This window comes from Terriglobales bacterium, from assembly GCA_035691485.1.
Taxonomy (GTDB): domain Bacteria; phylum Acidobacteriota; class Terriglobia; order Terriglobales; family Acidobacteriaceae; genus JAIQGF01.
Window position 1 is genome coordinate 93,986 of the sequence record DASSIZ010000117.1, and the last position, 26,363, is coordinate 120,348.

The 26,363-nt window shown below is 61.4% G+C and carries 26 protein-coding genes; 14 read left to right on the plus strand and 12 right to left on the minus strand.

The features are described 5' to 3' along the window. The first annotated feature begins 155 nt into the window (after nucleotides 1-155). Complete coding sequence (locus VFI82_15230) at nucleotides 156-2,135, plus strand: M13 family metallopeptidase (protein HET7186037.1); 1,980 nt, start codon at nucleotides 156-158, stop codon at nucleotides 2,133-2,135. 37 nt (nucleotides 2,136-2,172) lie between these two features. Here the strand turns inward: VFI82_15230 and VFI82_15235 are convergent, their stop codons facing one another. Next, nucleotides 2,173-3,093: a TerC family protein gene (locus VFI82_15235; protein HET7186038.1), complete on the minus strand. Its 921-nt coding sequence runs from the start codon at nucleotides 3,091-3,093 to the stop codon at nucleotides 2,173-2,175. A 183-nt stretch (nucleotides 3,094-3,276) separates the two neighbouring features. Here VFI82_15235 and VFI82_15240 point away from each other — a divergent pair, with 183 nt between their 5' ends. The 4 genes from VFI82_15240 (at nucleotide 3,277) to VFI82_15255 (ending at nucleotide 7,558) form a co-directional block, all read left to right on the plus strand. Beyond that, entirely contained in the window at nucleotides 3,277-4,086 is an 810-nt protein-coding gene (locus tag VFI82_15240) for a DUF2231 domain-containing protein (protein HET7186039.1), read from the plus strand. A 21-nt stretch (nucleotides 4,087-4,107) separates the two neighbouring features. Continuing rightward, the gene (locus VFI82_15245) at nucleotides 4,108-4,839 is read left to right on the plus strand and encodes a TlyA family RNA methyltransferase (GenBank protein ID HET7186040.1); all 732 of its coding nucleotides are present in this window, start codon (nucleotides 4,108-4,110) and stop codon (nucleotides 4,837-4,839) included. A gap of 39 nt (nucleotides 4,840-4,878) precedes the next feature. After that, entirely contained in the window at nucleotides 4,879-5,736 is an 858-nt protein-coding gene (locus VFI82_15250) for an NAD(+)/NADH kinase (GenBank protein ID HET7186041.1), read from the plus strand. A 175-nt stretch (nucleotides 5,737-5,911) separates the two neighbouring features. After that, nucleotides 5,912-7,558 carry an amidohydrolase gene (locus VFI82_15255; GenBank protein ID HET7186042.1) on the plus strand — a complete coding sequence of 549 codons (1,647 nt, stop codon included), beginning with the start codon at nucleotides 5,912-5,914 and terminating at the stop codon, nucleotides 7,556-7,558. Between the two features lie 44 nt (nucleotides 7,559-7,602). Here the strand turns inward: VFI82_15255 and lysA are convergent, their stop codons facing one another. The 3 genes from lysA to deoC all read right to left on the minus strand — a co-directional run bounded on the left by lysA (nucleotide 7,603) and on the right by deoC (nucleotide 11,497). Then, nucleotides 7,603-8,892: a diaminopimelate decarboxylase gene (gene lysA / locus VFI82_15260; protein HET7186043.1), complete on the minus strand. Its 1,290-nt coding sequence runs from the start codon at nucleotides 8,890-8,892 to the stop codon at nucleotides 7,603-7,605. Further along, nucleotides 8,889-10,688: a GAF domain-containing protein gene (locus tag VFI82_15265; protein ID HET7186044.1), complete on the minus strand. Its 1,800-nt coding sequence runs from the start codon at nucleotides 10,686-10,688 to the stop codon at nucleotides 8,889-8,891. The genes lysA and VFI82_15265 overlap by 4 nt, the downstream gene beginning before the upstream one ends. Before the next feature lie 104 nt (nucleotides 10,689-10,792). Then, a complete protein-coding gene (gene deoC / locus VFI82_15270) occupies nucleotides 10,793-11,497 on the minus strand; it encodes a deoxyribose-phosphate aldolase (protein ID HET7186045.1) in 705 nt (234 codons plus the stop codon). A gap of 114 nt (nucleotides 11,498-11,611) precedes the next feature. Here deoC and VFI82_15275 point away from each other — a divergent pair, with 114 nt between their 5' ends. After that, complete coding sequence (locus tag VFI82_15275; GenBank protein HET7186046.1) at nucleotides 11,612-12,562, plus strand: M28 family peptidase; 951 nt, start codon at nucleotides 11,612-11,614, stop codon at nucleotides 12,560-12,562. 14 nt (nucleotides 12,563-12,576) lie between these two features. Here the strand turns inward: VFI82_15275 and VFI82_15280 are convergent, their stop codons facing one another. From VFI82_15280 to VFI82_15295, 4 genes are all read right to left on the minus strand, one after another. Continuing rightward, nucleotides 12,577-13,170 (minus strand): acyloxyacyl hydrolase, encoded by a 594-nt coding sequence (locus VFI82_15280; GenBank protein ID HET7186047.1) that lies wholly within the window; start codon nucleotides 13,168-13,170, stop codon nucleotides 12,577-12,579. Nucleotides 13,171-13,375: 205 nt separating this feature from the next. Beyond that, entirely contained in the window at nucleotides 13,376-14,122 is a 747-nt protein-coding gene (locus VFI82_15285) for a YebC/PmpR family DNA-binding transcriptional regulator (GenBank protein HET7186048.1), read from the minus strand. A gap of 144 nt (nucleotides 14,123-14,266) precedes the next feature. Continuing rightward, complete coding sequence (locus VFI82_15290) at nucleotides 14,267-14,428, minus strand: hypothetical protein (GenBank protein ID HET7186049.1); 162 nt, start codon at nucleotides 14,426-14,428, stop codon at nucleotides 14,267-14,269. 174 nt (nucleotides 14,429-14,602) lie between these two features. Beyond that, nucleotides 14,603-15,097 carry an AI-2E family transporter gene (locus tag VFI82_15295; protein HET7186050.1) on the minus strand — a complete coding sequence of 165 codons (495 nt, stop codon included), beginning with the start codon at nucleotides 15,095-15,097 and terminating at the stop codon, nucleotides 14,603-14,605. Between the two features lie 127 nt (nucleotides 15,098-15,224). Here VFI82_15295 and VFI82_15300 point away from each other — a divergent pair, with 127 nt between their 5' ends. Beyond that, nucleotides 15,225-15,773, plus strand: a complete 549-nt coding sequence (locus VFI82_15300) for a hypothetical protein (GenBank protein ID HET7186051.1) — start codon at nucleotides 15,225-15,227, stop codon at nucleotides 15,771-15,773. 54 nt (nucleotides 15,774-15,827) lie between these two features. Here the strand turns inward: VFI82_15300 and VFI82_15305 are convergent, their stop codons facing one another. After that, the gene (locus VFI82_15305) at nucleotides 15,828-16,712 is read right to left on the minus strand and encodes a serine hydrolase (protein HET7186052.1); all 885 of its coding nucleotides are present in this window, start codon (nucleotides 16,710-16,712) and stop codon (nucleotides 15,828-15,830) included. A 79-nt stretch (nucleotides 16,713-16,791) separates the two neighbouring features. Between VFI82_15305 and VFI82_15310 the strand changes: the two genes are divergently transcribed. From VFI82_15310 to msrA, 3 genes are all read left to right on the plus strand, one after another. After that, nucleotides 16,792-17,694, plus strand: coding sequence for an SDR family oxidoreductase (locus VFI82_15310; protein ID HET7186053.1), 903 nt, complete (start codon nucleotides 16,792-16,794; stop codon nucleotides 17,692-17,694). A 90-nt stretch (nucleotides 17,695-17,784) separates the two neighbouring features. Continuing rightward, entirely contained in the window at nucleotides 17,785-18,219 is a 435-nt protein-coding gene (locus VFI82_15315; GenBank protein HET7186054.1) for an SRPBCC domain-containing protein, read from the plus strand. A gap of 82 nt (nucleotides 18,220-18,301) precedes the next feature. Then, nucleotides 18,302-18,985: a peptide-methionine (S)-S-oxide reductase MsrA gene (msrA, locus tag VFI82_15320; protein HET7186055.1), complete on the plus strand. Its 684-nt coding sequence runs from the start codon at nucleotides 18,302-18,304 to the stop codon at nucleotides 18,983-18,985. A gap of 77 nt (nucleotides 18,986-19,062) precedes the next feature. On the opposite strand, the gene VFI82_15325 is transcribed toward msrA, so the two are convergent. Then, nucleotides 19,063-20,640, minus strand: a complete 1,578-nt coding sequence (locus VFI82_15325; protein HET7186056.1) for a hypothetical protein — start codon at nucleotides 20,638-20,640, stop codon at nucleotides 19,063-19,065. Between the two features lie 272 nt (nucleotides 20,641-20,912). On the opposite strand from VFI82_15325, the gene VFI82_15330 reads away from it, so the two are divergent. From VFI82_15330 to VFI82_15345, 4 genes are all read left to right on the plus strand, one after another. Then, nucleotides 20,913-22,262 (plus strand): aminopeptidase P N-terminal domain-containing protein, encoded by a 1,350-nt coding sequence (locus VFI82_15330; protein HET7186057.1) that lies wholly within the window; start codon nucleotides 20,913-20,915, stop codon nucleotides 22,260-22,262. A gap of 125 nt (nucleotides 22,263-22,387) precedes the next feature. Beyond that, nucleotides 22,388-22,537, plus strand: coding sequence for a hypothetical protein (locus VFI82_15335; GenBank protein ID HET7186058.1), 150 nt, complete (start codon nucleotides 22,388-22,390; stop codon nucleotides 22,535-22,537). Between the two features lie 61 nt (nucleotides 22,538-22,598). Then, nucleotides 22,599-23,156, plus strand: coding sequence for a biotin transporter BioY (locus VFI82_15340; GenBank protein HET7186059.1), 558 nt, complete (start codon nucleotides 22,599-22,601; stop codon nucleotides 23,154-23,156). Between the two features lie 116 nt (nucleotides 23,157-23,272). Continuing rightward, on the plus strand, nucleotides 23,273-24,127 hold the full coding sequence (locus VFI82_15345; protein HET7186060.1) for an MqnA/MqnD/SBP family protein: 855 nt from the start codon (nucleotides 23,273-23,275) through the stop codon (nucleotides 24,125-24,127). Nucleotides 24,128-24,196: 69 nt separating this feature from the next. Here the strand turns inward: VFI82_15345 and VFI82_15350 are convergent, their stop codons facing one another. Together VFI82_15350 and VFI82_15355 are read right to left on the minus strand one after the other, a co-directional pair. Next, complete coding sequence (locus VFI82_15350; protein HET7186061.1) at nucleotides 24,197-24,544, minus strand: PilZ domain-containing protein; 348 nt, start codon at nucleotides 24,542-24,544, stop codon at nucleotides 24,197-24,199. Then, nucleotides 24,544-26,151 (minus strand): Zn-dependent hydrolase, encoded by a 1,608-nt coding sequence (locus VFI82_15355; GenBank protein HET7186062.1) that lies wholly within the window; start codon nucleotides 26,149-26,151, stop codon nucleotides 24,544-24,546. Before VFI82_15355 ends, VFI82_15350 begins: the two co-directional genes overlap by 1 nt. Nucleotides 26,152-26,363 lie beyond the last annotated feature (212 nt).

Genomic DNA, 26,363 nt, shown 5'->3' on the forward strand with positions numbered 1-26,363 from the left:
TTTCATTGCGATGCAACAGGAAAGTCATGCTCATGCAAGCGTCAAGAAGAATTCTTTGCCTGCTCCTGATTTCTATCGGCGGTTGGGCCCAGCAGCCAGCGCCGGCGGCACAGCATCCAGCGCCGAGGCCTGCGGCTCCAGCGCCCGCGAAGTCCATGCCGGTCACCTACGCTCCCGGTCTTGATCCCGCCGCGATGGACAAAACCGCCGACGCCTGTGTTGATTTCTACGCTTATTCCTGTGGCGGCTGGCAGAAGAAGAACTCGATTCCGGCGGATCAATCATCGTGGAGCGTGACCGCGAAGCTGCAGGAGGACAACCGGGAGCTGTTGCGACTGATCCTGGAAAATGCCGCGGCCCCCGATCCGCACCGCGGCCCGATCCAGCAGAAGATTGGCGACTTCTACGCTTCCTGCATCGATCAGAAGGCGGTGGACGCCGCTGGCGCGAACGCCCTCAAGTCCGATCTCGCCGCCATCGCCGCGCTGCGGGCGAAAAGCGATCTCGCCGACTATCTTTCGCACGCACATCCCACCGACATCGGAATTTATTTCGGCCAGGCGCCGTTGTTCAGTTTCGGTTCTACGCAGGACGCGAAAAATTCCGAGGAAGTAATCGCGGAAGTCGACCAGGGCGGCCTTGGCCTTCCCGACCGCGATTACTACCTCAAGGAGGATGCCAAGTCGCAAGAGCTGCGGCCTCAGTACGTGGCGCACGTGCAAAAAATGCTCGAGCTTGCCGGGGAGGCGGCGCCGGCCGCCGCTTCCGACGCCCAGGCCGTCCTGCGCATCGAGACCGCCCTCGCCAAAGGTTCGATGAGCCGCGTTCAACGCCGCGATCCCAACGCCGTTTATCACCGCATGTCGCTGCAGCAACTTCAGGCGCTCAGCCCGACATTCCCATGGGAACGCTATTTCGGCGCGCTGGGGCTGCAGAAGGTCCAAGCGCTCAATGTGGCTGCGCCGGATTTCATTAAAGCCATGGAGGCGGTGATCATGAGCGAACCGCTGCCGGCGCTGCAAGCCTACTTGCGTTGGCACCTGGTCCATGCCCAGGCGCGCTGGCTGTCGACGGCGTTTGTCGACGAGGACTTCAACTTCTACAGCCGCACCTTGACCGGAGCGCGCGAACTGCAGGCACGTTGGAAACGGTGCGTGCGCTACACCGACCGCGCCCTCGGCGAGGCCCTGGGCCAAGCCTACGTGGAGATCGCCTTTAGCGCCGAGGCCAGGCAGCGCGCCCGCAGAATGGTCGAGCAGATCGAGCAGGCCATGGCGCGCGATATCCAACAACTCACATGGATGTCGGAAGCCACCAAGCAGCAGGCGCTCACCAAGCTTCATGCCGTGGTCAATAAGATCGGCTATCCCGACAAATGGCGCGACTACAGGGCGCTACAAATAGCGCGTGGTGACGCCCTCGGCAATGGCGAGCGCTCCAACGCCTTTGAGTTCATGCGCCAGCTCCACAAGATCGGCAAACCCGTGGACCGAACCGAGTGGTACATCACCACGCCGACGGTCAATGCCTACTACGACACCCAGAACAACAGCATCAATTTTCCCGCCGGCATACTCCAGCCTCCCCTGTTCGATCCTAAGATGGACGACGCTCCCAATTACGGCGACACCGGTGGCACCATCGGCCACGAACTCACGCACGGCTTCGACGACGAAGGACGGCAGTTCGACGCAGCGGGGAATTTGCGCGACTGGTGGCAGCCGCAGGACGCTACGGAATTTGAGCGCCGCGCGCAATGTGTGGCCAGCCAGTACGCGCAGTACACCGTCGTGGACGATATCAAGATCAACAGCAAGCTGACCTTGGGCGAAGATGTCGCCGATATCGGCGGCCTCATCCTCGCCTACATGGCATGGCGCGATCAGACCCGCGGACAAAACCTTCAGCCGGTGGACGGCCTGACGCCGGAGCAGCGCTTCTTCATCGGCTACGCCCAGAGTTGGTGCTCCAACCAGCGTCCTGAGGTAGCGCGCATGCGCGCCATCACGGACCCGCACTCCCCGCCTAAGTACCGCACCAACGGCGTCGTCCGCAACATGCCGGAATTCCAGCAGGCATTCCGATGCCAGACTGGGCAGCCGATGGCGCCTGCGGATCGATGCCGGGTGTGGTGAGCCACCGCACGTTCCGAGCGGACGCAGTCGTTGCGCTCTAGTGCTTGGGCTTTTTTTTCGGTTGAATTGCCAAGGAACTTATCACCGACAAAGCCAGCACCGCGCCTACCGCCAGCAGCGCATACTCGGTCGGGATCTCGTAGTGACTCGAAATCAGCATCTTCACCCCAATGAACACCAGGATCGCCGAGAGTCCGTAGTGCAGGAACTGAAACGCCTCCATCATCCCCGCCAGCGCGAAATAGAGCGACCTTAGCCCCAGGATTGCGAAGACGTTCGAGGTGTACACGATGAATGGGTCCCGGGTAATCGCCAGCACCGCGGGAATGGAGTCGGCCGCAAACAGCACGTCGGTGGTCTCCACCACGATCAGGACCACCAGCAGCGGGGTCGCAAACAGCCCCGGGTTGCGCACCGTGAAGCGTCCGCCGACGTAGTCAGGCGTCACCGGCACCCAGCGGCGGAAAAGCTTGAGCACCGGGTTCTGCTCCGGGTGGATGTCGCGCTCGCCTTGCCGGAGCAATTGCAGCCCGGTGTAAACCAAGAATGCGCCGAAGACGTAAATGATCCAGTGGAAGCGCTGTATCAGGCTCACGCCGGCAAGAATAAATACGCCGCGCATGATCAGCGCGCCCAGTATGCCCCAGAACAGCACCTTGTGCTGGTAATGCGAAGGGACACGGAAGTAGCGGAAGATCAGCAGGAATACGAACAGGTTATCGACGCTCAGCGATTCCTCTACCACGTATCCGGTCACGAACTGGAGCGCGGTGGCGCGCCCGCGCCAGTAAAAGACGAACGCGGCAAAAGCGGCCGCCATCACGACCCACATGACGCTGAACCCGGCCGCTTCGCGAAAACGTATGGCGTGGGGCTTGCGGTGAAACACCGCCAAGTCCAGCACCAGCATAACCACGACGAAGACGTTGAACGCGATCCAGAAGCCGAGTTCGTTCATGAAGTTTTCAGCCGCCAGTTCCGCGCGGCCAGCAGCCGATTAGAAAGGAAATCCCGGAAAAGAGCTAGTCACTGCCGCTCTGGCCGCGGGCGCGCGCAAGCAAGCTGCGCCGGAACCCTGTTGTTCGGCCATCCTGCCCGGCACAATGAACGTCACACTAAAGAGGCAGTTCGGGGAGGCTTTATGCGCGCGCGTGCACAAATCAAGTCGCATCCGGTCCATCCATTCCTGGTCGCATTTCCGATCGGGTTATTCATCACCAGCTTCGTCTTCGACGTCATCGGAGTTCTGGGTGGCAACTCGGCCCTGTGGGCGGCGGCATGGTATTGCATCATCGCCGGATTGTGCGGCGGCGGACTGGCGGCCATTCCGGGCGCGATCGATTTGTTTTCCGTGGTGCCTCCCAACTCCAGTGGGCGCAGCCGCGGTTACAAGCACGCGGTGCTGAACGTCGTGGTGATTGCGCTCTTCATTGCGGTCGCCGCGCACCGGGCCGGCCCCGCCACCGCACCGGATGGGCTGTCTCTGCTTCTTTCCGCCATCGGAATCGTTGCGCTTGCCATCTCCGGATGGCTGGGCGGCACTCTTGTCTATCGCAACCAGATCGCGGTGGATCACCGTTACGCGAATGCCGGCAAGTACCGCGAGGTGGAACTTACGCGGTGGGACCAGCCGCTATGCAAAGCCGACGAACTGGCGGAGGGGCAACTCCTACTGGCCGACATCACCGGAACCCGCGTCGCCGTCGGCCGCTGTTCCGAAGGCATCGTCGCTTTTTCCGACCGTTGCACCCACTCCGGCGGGCCGCTCTCTGACGGCGCGCTCATCGGATGCACGGTGCAGTGTCCCTGGCACGGGTCGCAGTTCAATGTCCATACCGGCGGGGTGGAGAGCGGTCCGGCGAAGGACGCCATCGAAATCTTCGATGCCGAGGTCCGCGACGGCCAGATCTTTGTCCGGCCGCGGCGGGCGCAGGAGAAACGCGCGGCGTAGCGCCCGTGCTACGCTGGCGCGGTGAAGACCCGCATTGACAAGCTGCTCGTCGAGCGTGGCCTGGTTCCTTCGCGAGAACGAGCGCAGGCGCTCATTCTTGCCGGCAAGGTGCTGGCCAACGAGCAGAAAATCGAAAAGCCGGGCGTCGCGATCGAGGCCGATGCCACGATTCGGTTACTCGGCGACGATCTGCGTTACGTCAGCCGCGGCGGCCTGAAGCTGGAACGCGCTCTGCAGCACTGGCAAATCGATGTCCGCGGGCGGCTCTGCATGGATGTGGGCGCCTCCACCGGCGGCTTCACCGACTGCCTGCTCCAGCACGGCGCGGCACGGGTGATTGCGGTGGACACCGGCTACGGTCAAATCGACCTGCGCCTCCGTAAGGACTCGCGCGTCCGCTTGCTGGAGAAGACCAACGCCCGCTACCTGCGTGGTCAGGACATCGCCGAACCGGTGGAGTTTGCCGCCATGGACGTTTCCTTCATCTCCGCGACCCTGGTGCTTCCTGCCGTGGTCAAGGCAGCCGGAGAAAGCCTGGCCGGCATCGTGGTTCTGGTAAAGCCGCAGTTTGAAGCGGGCAAAGAGATGGTTGGGAAGGGTGGCATCGTCCGCGATGCGGCGGCACAGCAAGCCGCCGTGGCGAAGGTCCGTAACGCCCTGCACCAGCTTGGATGGCATAACATCGAAGTGATTGACTCGCCCATTCTGGGCACGGAAGGCAATCACGAATTCTTGTTGTACGCGCAGCGCTAGCCCGTTTCCGCCGGCAGCCTGTACAATCCCCGGTTGCCAATGAAGACCGTCGCCATCGTATCGAAGCCGGAAAAGCCTGAACTCGAGCAACTCGTGCCCAAGATCCTGCAGTGGTTGCGCGAGCATGGCTATGAGCGTGTCTGGGCGGACCGCGAAACCGCGGCGTACGTCTCCGGGTTGGACCCCATCGAGCGCAACGACATTGCGGACAAGAAGCCGGACTTCGTGCTGGTCCTGGGCGGCGACGGCACACTGCTTTCCGCAGCGCGAGCGGTTGCCCCCAACAACATTCCCATTCTCGGCGCCAATCTTGGTTCGCTGGGGTTTCTGACGGAAGTTCCGCTCGACGAACTTTGGGAAACGCTAGAGGCCGTTGACCAGCAGCGCTGCTCCTTCGAAACCCGCAAGATGCTGAACTGCCGGTTGATGCGCGACGGCAAAGCGGTGGCCAGCTACGACTGCCTCAACGATGCCGTCGTCAACAAGAGCGCGATCGCGCGCCTGGTAAGTTTCGACCTCTATCTCGACAACGTGTTCGTCTCCAACTACAAGGCCGACGGCGTCATCATCTCCACCCCGACCGGCTCGACCGCGTACGCGCTCGCGGCCGGCGGGCCCATTCTGATGCCTTCGGTGGACGCCGTGGTGATCGTGCCGGTCTGCCCGCACTCGCTGACCCATCGGCCCATCGTGGTCAAGGACACAGTCGAAATCGAGATCAGTGTGAAGAGCGCGGGCGAAGAGGCTTACCTCAGCATCGACGGACAGGTCGGCGTCCCCTTGTCGGACGATGACCGCATCCGGTGCCGGAAGTCCGAATACCACACCACTCTGCTGAGAATGCGTAAGACGTTTTTCGACGTGCTGCGGACCAAGCTGAAGCTCGGCATGCGGTGAAGATTGCTTTTGTGGCGCACGTGCCCTCGCGGGTGCGGTGTAGCGAGCAGATTGATTCCGTCGTGATCGGCGGAATAAATTGCGCCTACACACGAAAGTTACGAAATGACGACGTGAAACATTACAGCTTAACCTCATGACAGCGCGCTCCCTTCTCGTTGTTCTCTTGCTTGCCATGAAGTTGCTGTCTGTCGCCCAAAACCGCCCCGCCGCCGACCTGATCATCACCAACGGCAAGCTCTACACCGTCGACAGGTCGCGCCCGCGCGCTGAAGCCCTCGCCGTCATCGGAGAGCGCATCGTCGCCGTCGGCACCGCCACCGACATTGACCAGTGGCGCGGTCCGGGGACCCGCGTCATCGACGCGCGCGAGCGTCTTGTTCTGCCTGGCTTCAACGATGCCCACACTCACTTCATGGATGGCGGCTTTCAGCTCGACAATGTCCAGCTCAAGGACGCCGACTCTCCCCAGGAATTCGCCCGCCGCATCGGCGAGCGCGCCCGGCATACTCCCAAGGGAGAGTGGATCCTCGGCGGCGATTGGGACGAGGAGAAATGGAATCCGCCGCAGCTTCCGGGCAAGGAGTTGATCGACCCGGTGACACCGCACACGCCGGTGCTCGTCAATCGCTACGACGGTCACGAGGTCCTGGCCAATTCGATGGCGCTGAAGCTGGCCGGCATCACCGCGCAAACCCCTGATCCACCCGGCGGAACCATTCTTCGCGACGCGCAAGGCAATCCAACCGGAATTTTGAAAGACGCCGCGATGGACCTGGCGGGCAGGAAGGTTCCCACTTTTTCGCATGATCGCCTGCTGCACGCAGCCAAACGCGCGCTGAATTATGCCGCCGTGCTGGGTGTCACCAGCGTGCAGGAAATGGCGGGCATGGGCGAAGATCTTGGCGACAACATCAGGATTTACGGTGAGCTGCAGGAGAGAGGCGAACTCACCTCTCGAATTTACGTTGCCCAGCCGTTGGAGCGCTGGCAGGACGAGGCCAAACTCGGCATCCGCCATGCCTACGGCTCATCTCGTCTGCAAGTCGGAGCCCTCAAAATGTTCGCCGACGGCTCGCTTGGCTCCAGAACCGCCTACTTCTTTCAGCCTTACAGCGACGACCCGAAGAACCGCGGCCTGCTCACCGAAGGCATGCAGCCGTTGTCCAAAGTCCGCTCCTGGCTGATGAATGCCGACGATGCCGGCTTGCAGGTTTGCATGCACGCGATCGGAGACCAGGCGATCTCCATTACACTGGACCTATTCGGCGAGGTTCAGCGTCTCCACGGCGATGGCGACCGGCGCTGGCGAATCGAGCACGCCCAGCACCTGGCACAAAAAGATTTTGACCGCTTCGCCGCGCTCAAGGTCATCGCCTCCGTGCAGCCCTACCACGCCATCGACGACGGCCGCTGGGCGGAGCGGCGCATCGGACCTGAGCGCATCAAGACAACGTACGGCTTTCGCAGCTTGCTCGACCACGGAGTGCGGCTTGCCCTCGGCACCGACTGGACCGTCGCGCCGCTAAACCCCATGCTCACCCTGTACGCGGCCGTCACGCGCGCAACCCTGGACGGCAAGAACCCCGATGGCTGGGTGCCGGAACAGAAGATCACGCTCGCGGAGGCCATCGAGGCCTACACCCTGGGTTCTGCCTATGCTGAATTTCAGGAGAACGAAAAGGGCTCGCTCACGCCCGGCAAACTTGCCGATGTCATCATCCTCAGCGACGATCTTTTCGCCATCAACCCGAAGAATATTCCCGACGTGAAGGTAGTTACCACGGTGGTGGGCGGCCGGGTGGTTTGGAACAAGGAGTAGTCACGGTCCCAAGTGTGCCCTGGTATGGCGCGACTTGTCTTCGCCTACCTGGTTTCGTCTCTCAACAGGTCCGCGATTGTTTCCCGTTTCCTGATCACCCGCGTCCTGCTGCCATCGACCAGAACTTCCGCCGCCCGCGGACGCGTGTTGTAATTCGACGTGATCGACATTCCATACGCACCGGTGTCGAGAATTGCCAGCAACCCGCCTTCTTCGATTGGCGAGAGCTCGCGGTCGCGCGCAAAAAAATCTCCCGTCTCGCAAATCGGCCCCACGATGTCCACTATGTCGCGCTCCGCCAAGCTGGTCCTGACCACCGGCACGATCTCGTGGTGTGCACCGTAGAGCGCAGGCCGGATCAAGTCGTTCATGGCTCCGTCCACGACCACGAAAAGCTTGCCATTGTTCGACTTCCGGTAGAGCACCCGCACGACCAGCGCGCCCGCCGGGCCAACAATCGATCGCCCCGGCTCGAGCAGCAGGTGCACCCTTAGCTTGCGCAGCGGACCCGTTACTGCCTTGGCAAAAGCCCTGGAGTGATCGGCGAACCCGGGCAGTTCCTGCGCGTCATAGCGGATGCCGAGGCCGCCGCCGGCATCGACGTATCGAATCCGGTGTCCGTCGCGCTTGAGCCCGCGCACCAGTTCCGCCACCCGCTCCATAGCTGCCCCGAATGGCTCCACGCGCGTGATCTGCGATCCGATGTGCACGCTGACCCCCGCCACCTCCAGCCACTTTTCCCTCCCCGCCTGCTGGTAGAGCTTGGCCGCGGAGTCGATGGGCACGCCGAACTTGTGCTTGTGCAAGCCGGTAGCAATGTAAGGATGGGTCTCCGCTGAAACATCCGGGTTGACGCGGAATGCGACTTGAGCCCTGGTTTTCAGGCGTGCGGCGCGTTCTGCCAGCACCGCCATCTCGCTCTCGCTTTCCACGTTGAACATCAGGATGCCCGCATTTAGCGCCGCATCCATCTCCTCCCGTGTCTTGCCCACCCCGGAAAACACCACGCGCTTAGCCGCGGGTTTAGCGGCGTGCAGCACTCGCTGCAATTCCCCGCCGGAGACCACGTCGAAACCGCAACCCAGCGCCGCCAGCATTTTCAGGAGCGCCAGGTTGGAATTTGCCTTGACGGAGTAGCAGACAGTGTGCGGAAAGCCGCGAAACGCGCGGTCAAAGGCCCGGTAGCGGTCGCGGATCGCAGCGGCGGAATAAACATACAGCGGCGTTCCGTACTTCCGGGCCAATTCCGGCAGCTTCGCCCGGTCGCAGTGCAGCACGTCCCTGCGATACACGAACGCGGGCGGTCGCCCCTCGGGCGCGGCGCGGTTGCTCATTTGCGTTTGCCGGAGTCGTCCAGGACCTTGAGCACGACCACGGTCTGGTCATCGTAGGGAGCTTCGCCGGCGGTAAATTCGGCGACCGCGGCAAAGATCGCGGTCACGATGGCATCGGCGCTGCGCCCGCTATTCGCCGCAATCACTCTCTCCAGGCGCCTCTCGCCGAACTGATCGCCCTCGCGGTTCTGCGCATCCAGCACGCCGTCGCTGAAAAACACGAACTCGTCGCCGGGCTGCGCGTCATAGTTCGCTTCGTCGTATTTCACATTGTCGAACAACCCTATCGGCAGGCCCACACTGTCCACCCGCTCGACGTGCCCAGCGCGGCAGTGCAGCGGACGCGGCAGGCCGGAATTGGCGACTCGCAAGAGCTTCTGTTGATCGTCCCAGACTGCGTACGCGACGGAAATGTACTGGCCATCAATGCGACGTGAACCGAGCGACTGGTTCAGCAGCGACAGCATCTCCGCTGCTCCCGGCCGCGACACTGCGTGCGACCGCAGGTATCCGCTCGCCAGCGCGGCATAGAGCGCCGCCGGCGCTCCCTTTCCGCTCACATCGCCGATGGCAATGCCCAGAGTCGGGTTGCGTTTGTCGCCCTGATCGCCGACCAGCGCCCGGCGCTCGTACTGCAAAAAATCGTAAAGATCGCCGCCGATCTCGCGCGCTGGAACGAATTTCGCCGCCAACTCGGCGCTTCCCATTACCGGGCAGCAATGCGGCAGCAGCCGGAATTGCAGCTCATGCGCCAGCGCCAGGTCTTTTTGCAGGCGGCGCTCCTGCTTCGCCACCCGCTCATAGAGCCGCGCGTTTTCGATAGCTATCGCCACCTGCGCCGCCAGCGTTGTCATCGTTCGCAAGTGGTCATCGGTGAAGTACCCGCGCCGCGTGTGCTCGATGTCGAGCACTCCGATCACCTTGTCCTTGTAGATCAGCGGCACGCACAGCTCGGAGCGCGTCTCCGGGTTGGTGTTGATGTAGCGCGGGTCTTTGTGAACATCGGCCACCAGCACTGGCGTCTTGTTCAGCGCCGAGTAGCCGACCAGGCCCTTGCCGATGGGAATGTCGTGCTTGACCTGCACCGTCTCGTTGAAGCGCAGGGAGAAGCGGTGTTCCAGCAACGTCCCCGCCTGGTTCACCAGCAGCACGCTGAACATCTGGTAGTCGATCAGCCGCGTCACCGCCTCGCCCACCCGCTGCAGCAGCGCATCCAAATGCAGGATCGATGTCAGGTCCCGGCTGATTTCATTCAGCACCGCCAGCGTCTTCGCCTGCCGCGAGACGCGGGTGTAAAGGCGCGCGTTCTCGATGCCGCTGGCAATGCGCGATGCCACCAGCGACAGCAGCCGCTGGTGATCTTCGGTGAAGTAGCCGGGCTGCGCCGCCTCGATATCGATCACCCCGATCACCCGATTCTTGATGATCAGCGGCACCGCCAGCTCCGAGCGCACATCCGCCATGGTCTCGATATACTGCGGCGTCTTACGGACATCGTTCACCCGCACCGGCTCCCGGCGTTGCGCCGCCAGCCCGGTCACGCCTTGCCCCACTTTGATTCGGCAGCGCTCCACCGCATCCGGCGGATGGCCGATGGAGAAGCGAATCCGCAGCTCCTGCGTTTTTTCGTTGAGCAACAGGATGGCAAAATGCTCGTAGTCGATGACCCGGCGCACCAATTCCGCCACCCGGCGCAGGATGGTGTTCAGGTCGAGCGTGGTATTCACCACCTCTGCCACTTCCATCAGCAACCAGTCAGGTTGCGAGGGCGCGGCCGGGGTCGCAGTCGTGGTCATGTTTCGGGACATTCAGGAATTGGATGATATCAGCCACTCGCCCGCTTCAGCAGTGACCTTTCAGGCAGCAACGCAGAAGCGCACGCGAATGGAAGGCCGCACGGCTAGTACGGCGCTCCCAGCTTGCGGCAAATCGCCACCGACGCGCTCGCGCCAATCCGGTCCGCGCCCGCAGCCACCATTGCGAGCATCTGGTCGGCGGTGCGAATCCCGCCAGCGGCTTTGACGCCTGCCAAGTTTCCCACCGTCTGGCGCATAAGCGCCACGTCTTCCACCGTTGCTCCGCCGGTCGAAAACCCGGTGGACGTTTTGACGAAATCGGCTCCCGCAGCCAACGAGAGTTCGCATCCCGCGATCTTTTCCTCCCGCGTCAGAAGGATGTTTTCCAGGATCACCTTCAGCAGCCCGCCGGCATCATGCGTTACTTGAGCAATGGCCCGGATGTCGTTCTCCACCCGGGCATGATCGGCCGACTTCATCGCTCCGACATTCATCACCATGTCGATTTCGTCGGCGCCGAGCCGCAGCGCTTCCACCGTCTCCAGTTGTTTGGCGCGGGTCAGCGTCGCTCCCAACGGAAAACCCACGACCGTGCACACCTTGACCGCGGTCGGACGCAGAATGGCCGCGCATACCGGGACCCAGTAAGCATTCACGCACACCGAGGCGAAGTCGAAGCGCGCTGCCTCGCGGCACAGCTTTTCGATCTGCTCGCGCGAGGCGTCCGGCTTCAGCAGCGTGTGATCGATCATGCTGGCAGCCGCTTGCCACGTCAGCGCTGGAGCTGCCTGCGACACCATGGTCACCATAGGAGGATTTGATTTTACTGGATTAACGGGCGCGCGCGGCATCGCGAGCGCAAAACCTGGCATCCCATGCCGCCTGCCAAATCAACCTGTTATCCTGTATGACTGGTACGTCGCATGATCTTTCGGCCGGTATCCATCGTCCCCGCACTTCTCATCGTGTTCGCCTTCGCCGCCTGCAATCGCGCTGACTCTACCGCCTCCGCTGCCGGACCGGCGCCGGCAGCCGCTCCCACACCCGCCCCCGACTCGCTGCCCCGCGTTGATGGCCAGCGCGCGCTGCAATTCACGCGCGACGTGGTCGGGTTTGGCCCCCGTTACATCGGCAGCCCCGGCCATGCCAAAACTGAGGAGTACCTGCGCAAGGAACTCAAGGGCGACAATCTCCAGGAAGATAGCTTTACCGCCAGCACCCCCGCCGGCAGCTTGAAGATGACAAATTTCATCGCCAAGTTTCCAGGCAAGAAAGAGGGGATCATCGTCGTTTCCGGCCATTACGACACCCTCTACAATCGCAAGGATTTCGTCGGCGCCAACGACGGCGGTTCCTCCACCGGCCTGCTGCTTGAACTGGCTCGCCAACTGCGCGGCAAGAAGCTCGACGGTTCCAGTGTCTGGCTGGTGTGGTTCGACGGCGAAGAGGCCATCCGGCGATGGACGCCCCCGGATTCCGTTTACGGCAGCAAGCATCTCGCTGCCAAGTGGGCGAAAGACGGCACGCTGAAAAAGATCCAGGCCTTTCTGCTGCTCGACATGATTGGCGACGCCGAGCTCAACATCGAGCGCGACTCCAACTCAACTCCGTGGCTGCAGGACGTGGTTTACAAGGCGGCGTCAAACCTGGGGTCTCAGTCCCACTTTTTCGGGCGCCCGAACGAACTGGCGGACGACCACCTGCCCTTCGGTCAAGCCGGCGTTCCCGTCGTCGACCTCATCGATTTCAATTACGGCCCCCAAAATTCCTACTGGCACACCGCCCAGGACACGCTTGACAAGCTGAGCGCGCAAAGCCTGGAAATTGTCGGGAGCGCGGTGCTTGAAACCATCCACCTGCTCAACGCCAGCTGACCGCCGACCGCGAACTATTTAAACCACGTATACCCCACCCGAAACTGCATGGTCGCGTTGATGCCGGGATTATGATCGGCGAGGCTGGCGTTCGATATGTGGGTTATGTGCAGCGACACATCCACCGCTTGCCGGTTGCTGCGCAGGAAATAAAATCCGAATGCGCCTCCGGGCATGAAGTTCACCTTCGATGTGTCCGGCAGCGGAATCTCCTTGGAACTGAACAGCAGGCCGCCCTCGGCGGCAAAGTAAGGGATTACCTTGTTCCCGCCGGTCCAGTTGTATTTCAGCACCACCGGGTTCGCGGCGAAGGCGTACACCCACTGCTGCGGCCCGGAATTGTAGAAGGCGGACTGCCGCACCTCGTAGAGCGGCATGATGTCGGCCGCCCACTCGAACGTGCCGCGCATCCGCCCGCTGCCCAACTCGCCCGTCAGCACGCGCCCGAAGCGTACCCCGGCATCGATGAACTTGAATTCCGAGGCAAATCCCAATCCCGTGCCGCCGCCAAACCACGGTCCCAACTCCCACACCGGCTGGCGCAGTGGATTTTCCTGCGCCCACACCGACGCGCACAGCAACACCATCACCGCAATGACTTTCTTCATGTGTTCTTCCTGGAAATGTGCAGAATGTAGCAGGGCCGCAAGTGCCGTGTCGATGGCGGAATGGGTAACTCAGTAGCTCAGTAGCTCACCAGCTCTCAGTCTTCCAGTCTCCCAGTCTACGGATTTGCAGAGCTACTGAGTTTATCCAGACACAAAAAGGCCGCTTGGTGCGGCCCTTTCTGAAAATTGAAAACTGGAACCAGGTTTAGCTGGCGACTTCCTCCAACTGCTTCAGGTCCACATCGAAGTTCGACCACACGTGCTGGACGTCGTCTTGCTCTTCCAGGGCCTCGACCAGCCGGATCATGGTGGTCGCCTGCTGCCCTTCCAGCTTGATGTAGTTCTGCGGGATCATGGCGATCTCCGATGTCGTGGGTGTCACGTTTGCCTTCTTCAGTGCCTCCAGCACCGCCTCAAACGCGTGCGGATCGGTGATGATCTCCCAGTTCTCGCCGTCGTCTTTCAAATCTTCGCCGCCGGCTTCCAGCACGAGGTTCATCAGGTCGTCTTCCTTGGCCGCCGACTTGGGGACCACAATGTCCCCTTTTTTGTGGAACATCCATGCCACCGAGCCCGCCTCGCCCAGATTGCCGCCATTTTTTCCAAAGGCGTGACGTATCTCGCTCACCGTGCGGTTGCGGTTATCGGTGGAGAGGTCCACCAGCACCGCCACCCCGCCCGGCCCGTAGCCTTCCAGGTTGAACTCTTCGTAGGAGGCGCCCGGCAATTCGCCAGTGCCGCGCTGGATAGCGCGCTTGATGTTGTCCGCCGGCATGTTTTCCGCTTTCGCGTCCAGGATGGCCTTGCGCAGCCGCGGATTCTTGTCCGGATCCCCGCCCGACTTCGCCGCCATCGAGATTTCACGGATCAGGCGGGTGAAAATCTTGCCTCGTTTGGCGTCGAGCGCGCCCTTCTTGTGCTTAATGGTGGCCCATTTGGAATGGCCAGACATGAGAAACCTCGATCCAATAAGAAGTGGGCAGAAGAGTGCCCGGCGCCTTCTGACGCCCAAAAACATTGCAGCAACCGCGGATTATACCATGCGGCAGAACGCCAATAGCAGCGGGAACCACGGAAGAACGCCGCCCTTGCGGAATCAGCTGATCTTCTCTTCCCACTCGATCGTGTTCAGGGTCACCTGCGTTTTCGTTCGCAGCTGTTCCAGTACCGCTTCCGGCGTCGTGTCACTCAGCTTGCAATGCCGCAAGTACCGGTGCACGTCCTCCAGGGAATCCAAACCGAGGTAGGCCGGGGTCATGCTCGGGTTACGCCAATACTGCACACGGAACGCAGGGGGTTTGTGGGTAGCTTTGGAGATTACCAACTGGCCTAGCCAAACTGTCATATAAGTCCATCCCGCGAGGGGGCGCGCTGCCAATTGTACCGCGGTTTTGTTGTTCCGAGTTCCCGATCGAGAAACTGTCGCCGAATCTTAATCTTGCGGCTGGCGCAGGCGTCCGCGGTAGGCGTAGAGCACAGCCAGCAATGGCGCCGCCAGCAGCACGCCCCAAAAACTGAAGATCATCCCCAGCACAATCGGCGCCAGGATTGACGCCCAGATCGGCACCTTCGCGGTTCGCCGCATCAGGTACGGCTGCAGGACCAGTCCGTCGGTGACCGCCACCACCGCGTACAAAATCAAGACATAGATCAGGCGCATGCTGCCGCCGCTCACCGCTGCCGCCACTGCCGGACCGCACAACGCCATCACCGGGCCAAGGTGCGGAATGAACTGCAGCGCCGCCGCCAGCACCGCCCACAGGGGGGCCCACGGCACGCCGATGATCAGCAACCCCACCAGCCATAGGCAAGCCACCGCCAGCGAGTCCTGCAACTGGGCGAGAAACCATCTCTTCAGCGCTCCGCCCGTGATGCCCGCATGTTCGCGAAAATCCATCTTCCCCGATTGGATGCAGTAAACCTTCATTTCTTGTCGGCGAATCCGCACTCATCGGTTCGCTCGCACGCCTCGGGATGCCACGTGCCGGATACGATTCTCAGAACTGGCAAGTGCGGCGTATCGTATAGGACTACAGAACCTGAGGTGACTCGCCATGAAACTGAGATTCCTGTTGCTCGCCCTCATCCTAACGGTTCCCTTCAGCGCGGCGCTGGCGCAGGCGCAATCGCGTCCGCCCTCGCCTGACGTGCCATTCATGGGCAACTGGAACCCGCCCGCCGCCTTAATGTCCGACTGGTGGAACGATCCCGAGATCGCGAATGACCTGCGCTTAAACGAAGCCCAGAAAAAACAGCTCGAGCAGGTCAGCACCAATCTGAAGCTCACTCTCATCGACGCGGGCGCCAGTGGGCTGAAATCCTACGTCCGCCTGCAAGGACTGCTCGACGCTGACCCCTTCGATCGCAATGCGTACAACCAGGAATTGGACAATGCATCCACGGCCGCGACCCGCCTGGTGAAGGACCTCGGCCAGATGGCGCTCACCGTCCGCACCACCCTCACCGCCGAGCAGTGGCATAAGCTGGAGTCGCTGAGGGCCGCCCATCGGGTCCACCCTCGTCCGCGATCCGATGGGCCGCACGACGGCATGCACGAGCGCCGCGAACCGCCGTCCTCGCCGCGCACGCCGCCGCAGCAATAACCGCTGGCGCAAGTCGGGATGCGCTTGCCACGCTCTCTCGGGCCGGCAAGCGCCTCACTGCGTCCATTCGTCCACCACGCGCTTCGCCATCCTGCCGATCAGGATTTCGGCTTCGTTGTCCGGCGTCCAGCGCTGGTCCTTATTTTCCCAGGTGAAAATCGAGATCATGATGGGCCCCGCCTTGGTGGTTACTAGCGCCACGTCGTTGCGTACTGCGTCCAATTTGCCCACTTTGTCGCCGATCGACGCCGCTAGCCCTTTTTCTCCGGTCGTGATGTAGCGCGGAATCATGCTTTGATCTTGTTGCGCGCGCAAGATGGCCAGCATGCGCGCGCACAGTCCTTCATTCTTCAGGTCGCATCGCTGGATGCTCTCCATCACTTCCGCCATCTCCCGGGCGGTGGTTTTACCCAGCCCGAATTTCTTCTGGTCCGCCGGCATCGGCCCTTCCGCGGCCGTGAAGATTTTCTTGTACAGGTAGGTGTTTTTCAGGCCCATGGCCGCGATGCGCGCATTCACGGGCGGAATGCCAATGCGGTCCAGCACCATGTTCGTCGCCGTGTTATCGCTGATGATGATCATCAGGGTGACGGCATCGGCCAGCGTCGGCTCCAGCCCGGGCTGCAACTGTGTCAGCACGCCGGATCCCGGCACTTGATTCTCCTTCGCCAGCTTCAGCCGCTCCTCCAGTTGCACCTTGCCCGCCGCCGCTTCGTAAAATGCTTCGATCATGACCGGCAACTTGATCACCGACGCCGTCTGCACCGGCTCGTCCGCGTTCACGGCAACCGCGGCGCCCGTTTTCAGGTTCTTGGCATAAAGCGCCACCTTCCCCGCGTGTTGCGCCGCCATTGTGTTGAGGTCTTTCTGCAGATCGGCGCCGAACATCGTGGCGGCAAACAGGACGGCAAGAGCGAAACCGCAGGTACCTGATTTCATGCTCAACAAGATACTCTCCTCTTGTCCCAGCAGCCGACACCAACTCGCGAATCTGACATCCTTTGCCGATCATCTCAACATGCCGAAGCTGAAAGTGAGGTGGGTCGTGATCCTGGTGACGGGAGCTTCCGGAAATGTTGGTGGTGCGGTGCTGAATGCGCTGCTGAAACTCAATGCCCCGGTGCGGGCCATGTACCGCTGCGCCTCCGATGCCGCCCAGGCGCCCGCCGCTGCCGAGCGGGCGATCGCTGACTACAGCGATAGAGCCAGCCTCGATCGCGCGCTCGACGGCGTCGATCGCGTCTTTCTCGTCTGTTCCCCCATCCCACAACTCGTCGAGTTCGAAAGCACCATGGTGGAAGCCTGCCGCGCTCATCGTGTTCGGCACCTGGTGCAGCTTTCCGCCCTTGGCGCCGGCCAGACCAATGCGTCGTTTCCCACCTGGCATTACGAGGTGGAACAAAAAGTGCGCGCCTCGGGAGTGCCTGCCACCGTTTTGCGTCCGGAAAGTTTCATGCAGAACGTTGTCGCCTTCTACTCTCCTACCATCCGCGCGCAGAGCGCATTTTTTGCGGCGCTGAAAAACGCGCCCATCGCCTACATCGATCTCCGCGATATCGCCGCCGTCGCCGCCACCGTCCTCACCACCCAAGAGCAATGGCACGCCGGCCAGACTTACACGCTCACGGGGCCTGAACTGCTGACCCATCGTGACATTGCGGAACGGCTCTCCATTCTCGCCGGCCGGCCCATTCGCTACGTCGATCTTCCTGCCGCCGAGTTGAAGCAGGCAATGCTCGGCCAGGGAATGCCTGCCTGGCTTGCCGACGCCCTGCTCGAATTGCAGACCTTCTACACCGACGGCCCCGGCGCTGCCGTCACCGACGACGTTCGCCGCATCCTGAATAGCGAACCGCGCCGCTTCGATCAATTCCTGGCGGAGAATGCCGGAAGTTTCCGCCGCGAGGCCGCCTCCGCATAGTCGCCGCTGATCGATTGATAAAGTCCGACACCGCCCGCGTCGAGGCTTTTAGTAAACTTGCGCACTCGGACGAAAGACGACGGGGAAAGCATGGCCGACATCATTCACGAGTTCACAGTGAAGGCTCCGGTTGGTGAGGTTTACCGTTTGTTCTCCACACCGGCGGGGCTGGATAAATGGTGGACCAAGAAATCGACAGGAGAGTTGCGCGAGGCAGGCGAGTTTGGGCTCTATTTCGGTCCGGAATACAACTGGCGAGCTAAAGTCACGCGTTACATTCCGCCTTCCGCCTTCGAGCTTCAGATGACGGTAGCGCATCTGGCTTGGATGGGCACCCGCGTCGGCTGTGAACTGTCGCCTGAAGGAAACAACGTGACATGGGTCCGCTTCTATCACACCGGTTGGCCCGAGCAGAACGAACATTGGCGCGTCTCCTGTTATTGCTGGGCGATGTATTTGCGAATCCTGCGAAGGAATCTGGAGCATGGCGAGTCGGTGGACTACGAGCGGCGGCTGGAGGTCTGAACATTCGATGCTATCTCCGATATCGCAACCATTCACCGAAAAGCGCGTCTCATATAAAGAGCAGGACTAGAGGTGGATCTTTATGCGCACGCGTTTGCTAGGTGTTTCTGTGATCCTGGGATGCACGATTTTTGTTGTCGCGTGTAACGCGAATGCCGCTCCAAAGACGCCGATTCCAACGGCGAAAGTGGATGTTTCCCTCGCTTTGACCCCAGGCAAACAGAAGGCGGTGTTCGCGGGCGGCTGTTTTTGGGGAACGCAAGCGGTTTTTGAAAGAGTGAAGGGTGTGATCAACACCACGGCTGGATATGCTGGCGGCTCCGCAGCAACGGCAACCTACGATCAGGTGACGACGGAAACCACTGGACATGCGGAATCTGTCGAAGTGGATTACGATCCCTCTAAGATCACCTATGGTCAATTGCTGCGCATTTTCTTTTCCGTCGCCCACGATCCGACGCAGATCGACCGGCAGGGCCCGGACGTCGGTACCTCGTATCGGTCGGTAATCTTCTACGTCGATGACGACCAGAGGCGAATCGCGACTGCTTATATCGCAGAACTCGACAAAGCGAAGGTGTTTCCGCGACGAATCGCCACTCAGGTGACGCCGTTGAAGGCCTTCTACCGTGCCGAGGACTACCACCAGGATTACGCGCTCCACCACCCGGACAATCCCTATATTCAGGTTTGTGATCGTCCCAAGATCGAATCCCTGAGACAGCAGTTCCCTGAACTATTTGTCAATTATGAAGGTCGGCACTGAGATGGGCAGCGCGAATTGGCTTGTTGCCGGCCTCGGTAAAGCTGGCGCGCTCTCCACAACCAGGTTGGCGAACAGCGTCAATATGGCAGGGTAATCATTTCTCGCAGGTTGGGGCCTGGGGAGTTGGGCGAATTCGTGCTGTAGATGTAGCCTTCGTTGCTCATGTAGTGATAATCGCCGAAGTTGCTGACCTTGTACCGGGTCCCGGTCTGTGGATCGATGACGTCGAGCGTCCCCAGAATGGCATTCTCCCGCCGGCGGCTGATCTCGTCGTAAACCTTCTGGCGCTGCTCCCAGCCTTTCATGATCGTCTGCGAGGTCTGACGCTGGTCTTCAGCAATCGCTTGCTGCGCGCGGCTGCGAATCTGCTGGGAGCGAATGTTGTCCTGCTGCACGGCTGCGTTCGCGATGCCTCTCTGCTGCGCTTCCCACTGGGGATTGAATTTCATGCTTCGCAGCGCCTGCGCCATTGCCTGCTCTCCATCCCGCTCCCTGCCCGCTGCCGCAAGGTATCCATAGAGGCGGTACATGACCCACATCGACGTCTGGTTGGGGACAAAAGGCATGGTTGCGGCAACATACTTGCCCTGTACCGGCCTGCCGTTCAGATTGCAGGTGAAAGAAACATCACCGGCGGTGATATACGGATTGGGCACGCCTTCGTTGCGAGCGGATTGGACGAACGTCGCAACCAGATCCGGGCGAGCATTGTTGGACTGAACCTGCAACCCGCTGCACTGGCGCGATATGAAACTCTGCGCATAAAGACGCACAAACTGCGGGCCTGGGATATAGCGGCGCACCTCCACCCTCGTACCGTCGCTCAGTCCGTAAAAGCCGCCTTCCCGGAGGCCAGCCATGGCGAGCATCTGTGAAGGCGGAATGAAAAGACCGATATTCGAGTCGCCGACGGTCGCCCGAACCTGCCCGTCCGGGGAGCCCATGGTGACGGCATAGCGAACATCGGTCGCGCTCAGGCGATAGGCTCCACCAATCACTCTCCAGCCCTGCGGAACGGCCATGCTGAATGCGCCTTCGCGGGGATCGTTCCAGTTCACAAAACTGAGCGCTCCAGAGCCAGAACCGCTGGCAGATTCCGCGAGACTCTTGAGGGAGGGGTCCTGGACAATGTGAAAGCTGTTCAGGATTCTGACGAAGGAGTCTGTGGAACTGTGGTAGACGTCGCGCGGGGCTTCCAGGCAGTAAAAGTAAGCCGAGGCGCCGCTCGCGCCATTTGCCCAGCTCAGCAGGGCCGTCCCGCTGCGTTGACCGCCCGACGCGAACGTGCGAACGACTCTTTGCGTGGATTGAACCTTACCCCAAGCCATCTGAGCCTCGACTCGATGCGCCAACTGCGGGAGCAGGATCGCGGCGCGGCCGGAATCGAGTTCAGCATGCGCAAGAAACAGTGGCCAAATCACGGCTTGTTCGCCGCGGATCCCGCGAAGGACGATGCGGCCGGTTGCCTGCTCCTTAGCGACGGTCCAGGCAGAAGGAAGATCGACGACGAATCCCGCGGGGTCAGTGTGCGTGCTCCAGGAATCAGAACCCGATCGTTGCTGCGCAAGGCCAGACTTGGATTGCGCCAATGCGGCGGGCACAAAAAAGAAGCAGCACACCGCGGCACAAACTTGGGCGGAAAGGAACAGCCTCATATTCCCCACCTCCGCAACGGCGCATCGACTCATTTCACGCGGGATTTGTTCAATCTTCGAGCCGGCAGACGGCCAGAAGGTTACCCCCAACAGCGTCAGCCCGCAAGGTGATCCACTTGAGATTCACAGCGCGGACAGTGTCGTCATGAGAGGCGGCCTGGATTTTATTCGGAAGCGATCGGCAGCCATCCTTTGACCGCCAGCGGCTCCCCTGACAGCTGTCTACCCGCCTCCCTCGGTATAATTCCCGCTTCGCCCGTGAGGTCACAATCTTGAAGCGCTTACTGATCTTCCTCTTGCTGGTCTCCGCCGCCGCTTCCGCCCTGGAGCGCCAACCGAACCGGGCCTACCGCGCCCGTCGCGAGGCGCTGGCCAAGAAGGCTGGTGGCTCGCCCATCGTTGTATTCGCTCCAATCCAGCGTGACGCCTCCGAAGTGCTTACCGGCTTCCGCCAGGACGAGGACTTCTGGTATCTCACCGGCGTCAACGAGCCGGGCGCGGCGCTGCTGATTGTTCCCGCCCTAGACGAGAAAGCGCTGCAGGAGATGAATGCGCAGCTGCCGCCGGGCCGGCCCTCGACCTTCAAGACGCGTCCCTACTCCGAGGTCCTGCTGCTGCCGCAGCGCAACCGCGCCGCCGAGCGCTGGACAGGTCCCAAGCTTGGCCCCGACGATACCGAGGCCAGGAACCTTGGTTTTGACCGCATCCTGCCGCTCGATGCGCTGCGTGAGGAACTGGTTAAAGTCACGCCCCCGCTCGGCGGCATGGTGCTGGTCAACCACGGGGATGACTCGAAGCTCGCCTTGGACTGGCTGAAGCAGACCAATCTGCGGCTCCGCGGAAAGGATGTGCGTCCCCTCATTGCCGAGTTGCGCATGGTGAAGGATGCCGGAGAAATCGAACTGCTGCGCGAGGCCGCCGGCGCTTCCGTGGCCGCCCACTTGGCGGCGTGGAAGGCGATAAAGCCGGGCATCGGCGAGCGCCAGATCGCGTCGCTGATGGTCTACGAGTTCGAGCGGCGCGGGTGCGAGCGCCCCGCCTACGGTCCGATCGTCGGCAGCGGCTTCCGTTCCACCGTGTTGCACTACGATGAGGATTCCGGGCCGATCAACGACGGCGACATTGTCGTCATGGACGTCGGCGGCGAATATTCGATGTATGCCACCGACATTACCCGCACTGTGCCCGCCAATGGCAGGTTCACCCCGCGGCAGCGCGAAATCTACGACATTGTGGCGGGAGCACAGCTGGCGGCCATCAACGCCTTCAAGGCAGGACAGTCCACCATGACCGGACGCGGCGAGAATTCCCTGTTCACGGTGGCATACAACTACATCAACTCGCACGGCAAGGACACCCACGGCCAGCCGCTCGGGCAGTACTTCATTCATGGGCTCAGCCACTTTGTCGGACTCAATGTCCACGATCCCGGTGACAGCTCGGCCGCGCTCGCCCCGGGCATGGTCTTCACCATCGAGCCCGGCATCTACATCCCGGAAGAAAAAATCGGAGTGCGCATCGAGGACACGTTCCTGGTAGATGCAAGCGGGAAGTTGCAGTGTCTGAGCTGCGCGCTCCCGAAGTCAGCTGATGACGTGGAGAAGGCACTGGGAAGTCATTGAGGATTGACGATTGGGGATTGGCGACAGTGATGAGTCACGCGAATGGCTAGAAAAGGAACGGCAAAGTGTGAGTCGTCAATCTGCAATCTGCAATCGTCGATTCCTCTGGTATCCTTGACGCGGTGTTGATCCGGATTTTATACGCCGTACTGGTGATTTCCACGTTGGCGCTGCTGTACGCCGCCGGCGCCGTTTACGTGCGTGTCCGCCGCCACCTCGCGAAACGGCACGAGGCGGAAGAGCACGAGGCGCGGCAAGCAGTGCGCGGCGATTAATTCGCACTCGGCGCCGGCATTGAGCCGGCGATGGAACGGGTGCCGAGAGCTTGGAGCCATCATGTCAAGAACATCGTCCATCGTGCAGCAACAGGTCATGGATTCCAGCGCCGTTCGCCAGGTGCTGATCGTGGTCGGGGCGAGCCTGCTGGTTGCGCTGTGCGCCCGGCTTTCGTTGCCGCTTCCCTTCACGCCAGTGCCGCTGACGTTGGCGAACTTCGGGGTTCTGCTGGTCGGGGTACGGTTGGGAAGCAAGCGCGGCTTCGCGGCGCTGGCGCTTTACCTGGCGCAGGGCGCCGCCGGATTGCCGGTGTTCAGCCCCGCCGGACCGGGGGGAATCGCGCAACTGCTCGGCCCCACCGGGGGATACCTCCTGGCTTATCCGTTGGCGGCATTCCTGGCGGGGTGGATAGCGGAGCACGGCGCCGCCGGATTCCGCCGCTTTGTGGCGGCGGCGCTGGTAGCGGAGGTGGTCATATTCGCCGGCGGCATCTCCTGGCTCACGATAATGACCCATGGCGCCGCGCAAGCAATGAATTTCGGGCTGTACCCATTTGTGTTCGCCGAAGTAATCAAGATTGCGGCGGCGGCGCGAATTGCGATGCGAGTGGAATTGTGAGTTGAAACCATCGAAGATTTGCGACGGCAGGTTTCATCTTGTCGATTGAAGAATGAACGATTCTGTCGTAAATCTAAAGCCTAAGACGCAAGATCGTCAGGTTCGTTCAGCCAGCCATGCCCACCTCGGCCTCGACCAAAGCGCGCACCATCAGCATTGCGCATAGTCCAGACTCGGACGATGCGTTCATGTTCTACGGCCTGGCGACCAATAAGGTCCGCGTGCCCGGGCTGCAGTTCACGCACACGCTCTGCGACATCGAAACCCTCAACCGCAAGGCGATGGAAGGCGTCTACGACGTGACCGCCATCTCCTTTCATGCTTACCCCTACGTCCAGGACAAGTATGCGCTGATGTCGTGCGGCGGAAGTGTCGGCGAGGGCTACGGGCCGATGATCGTCGCCGCCAAGGCGCTGTCGATCGTGGAGGCCAAGACCCGGCGCATCGCGGTGCCGGGCGAGATGACGACCGCGTACCTGGCATTAAAGCTGTTCGCTCCCCAGGTGGAGACCGAGGTAGTCCCCTTCGACCAGATCATTCCCCAGGTGCTCGGCGGCAAGCACGACGCCGGTCTCATCATTCATGAAGGGCAATTGACCTACGCGAAGTCGGGGCTGCACCGCGTGATCGATCTCGGCAAGTGGTGGCGCGACAAGCATGGCCTGCCGCTGCCGCTAGGCGGCAACGCAATCCGGCGCGAACTCGGCCCGGACACCATTGCCAGCGTTTCCGACGCGCTGAAGCGCAGCATTCAGTATGCCCTGCAACATCGCGAACAGGCGCTGGAATACGCGATGCAGTTCGCGCGCGACCTGGACTCGCAGTCGGCGGACAAGTTTGTCGGCATGTACGTGAACGAGCGCACGCTTGACTACGGTGAGGACGGGCGCGCCGCGGTGGCGCTGCTGCTGGATCTCGGCTGGAAGATGGGAGTGATCGCGAAAGAGCCGAAAGTCGAGTTTGTGTCCTGAGATTGCCGAATCGCAGAACTGCAGAATCGCACAAATAAAACAAGCCGAACTGATTCCGCGATCCCCGGATTATTGGGTTATATTAGAAGCCTCGAAATACTTGCCGATGAGGACGGCGATTTCGATCGTCACCTCCGGCTCCAGCCCCTGAAATTCGAAGCCGACATTTCCGTTTGGCGCGGTATAGCGCTGGACTATATTCACTGCCCGGCGAATCCCTTCCGTTTCGGCCACAAAGAACATGGTGAGCGCTTCACCGGCGGGAAACCTGCGCTCGGTGTCCAGCAGGAAGCCGCCGCGACCGAGCATGGTGACACGGCCGAGCCGATTGCCCTGGTCGTCCTGCACGAACATGTTCGCGTTCGCCGGAATCGCTACGCGATCGAAGTAACGGCGTTCCTTGAGTTCCCAGGCCATTATTCCACACGCTGCGGAAACGAGAAATTGGGGGTGATATCCACCGGAACGTCGGCCACGGTGTCGAGCGCGGCTTTCAAATCCGGCGGCATGACGTCGTACCTGGCAAACCAGTTCTCGGCGCGGGCGCGATCGCCGGTGGCTTCCATCTCCAGCAACTCCTTGGCGAGCGCCGCGATGGACACCGCCGTACGGGCATAGTCGATCACATACTTGCCGCTGGCTTCGCGCTGGATGGCCTTCTGCTCGAACAGATAATTGAACTCCATCATCTCGGCCTTGCCGTGCGCTTCGGCGGTACCGAAGCGCATAGTACGAAAAAGCCCCGCGAGATAGGAAGAGTAAAACTCCGGCAGCCGATCTTTGGGAATGGCGCCGTGATCCACCAGCCACTTCAGGCCGAACAGACCGACCACATCGGCCTTCGCTTCTTCGAGGCCGCTGAATGCCGGCCCGATGGCCTCGCGGATGTCCACCTGCTTGCCGTTCTGGCGCGCGAAGGCGGGGCCAAGCCCATGACAGATCTCGTGGAGCAGGGTATGCGCCAGGTATCCCTCGCCGGAAGCCTGCGCGGCCTGGTCGGCGCGCATGATTCTTTTGGCGATAGGAAGAATGACGAAGTTGACGCGCGCGTCCATGAAGTTCTTGAAAAAAATCTTCTTGGTGCCCTTCTCCTGGTGAATGCGCGAGTCATTGGGGAGATTGTCGGCGACGGCCTGGTAGCCGTGATTGAGGTCACCGGCGCGGAAGGGCGTGTCCATGACTTCCATTGGCGTCTGATGGCCGCGCTTGGAGGGCCGATCCTCGGCGGCGAGGGGTAGCGCGTCCTGGATGTCGGGAATATATTTTTCGTACAGGCTGAGCTTCTTGCTCTCCGCCTCATTGCGAATGAGGACAGCGGCGCCGTAGCTGGTCTTCACGCCGAGAAGCCCGTCTTCGTAAGTTTCGTAGGGCGCGAAAATGACGTCGAACTTGGGATTCTTGAGATCGAGCCAGGCAAGATCGCTATTGTAGTAGTCGTCGGTGAGTAGAGCGTCGGCGCGAAGACGAAGGAAGCCGGCGAACTGCGGCTCGTCAGCAAGTTCGGCAGCCGCGCGCAGCGCCTTGGCCGCCGGCTCCAGGAACGAGCGGTAGGCGACGCGGTAAGGGACGCCTTCGAGCTGGTTCCCTTTCCAGCGCACGACGGTCTGCGGACCGTAGATGGCGGATTTTGCGTCCGGGTGCTGCTTGACGTAGTCATCAACCTGGTCCCGGGTGAGTCCGGTCGGGTAGAAGCCGCGGCCGGGATACATGGGCGGGCAGGGGTCAGTCCCTGCCTGAGCGCAGACAAACGGCTGGTTGTCTTCCAGCAGGTCGAAGCGCGCGGCATTAATGAAAATGTATTTGCGGGCAAGCTGCTCGCTCGGATCTTTGCTGGCGGCAAGTTGCTGGTAGAGGCTCAGAGCATCGGGATCGCTCTGGCGCCAGAAGATGTCCTCGATGTAGCGGCTGGCCTGGACCAGTTTCTCCACGAGTTGGCGTTCGCGCAGGCTGAGGCCGGAGGGCAACGGCATTTCCACGGGCTTGAACTTGGCGACGCGCTGGCCGATATCGGGGACGACTTTCACGGCAGGCGTGCCGCCGGTTTTTCTGGATGAATCAGGTTTCGTTTGCGGATGAGCAATCGGCGGCATGAGCAGCACCAGGGACGCAATGGCGAATCGAACGCCCGCGTTTCGCATAGGGTGAAGATTGTAATTGAAGCGCCTTGAAAACGGTGCCTGCAGATTCAGGCGCGCAGGGTCCTCGACTTTGCGTGCGGCCTCGCTCGGATGACAAG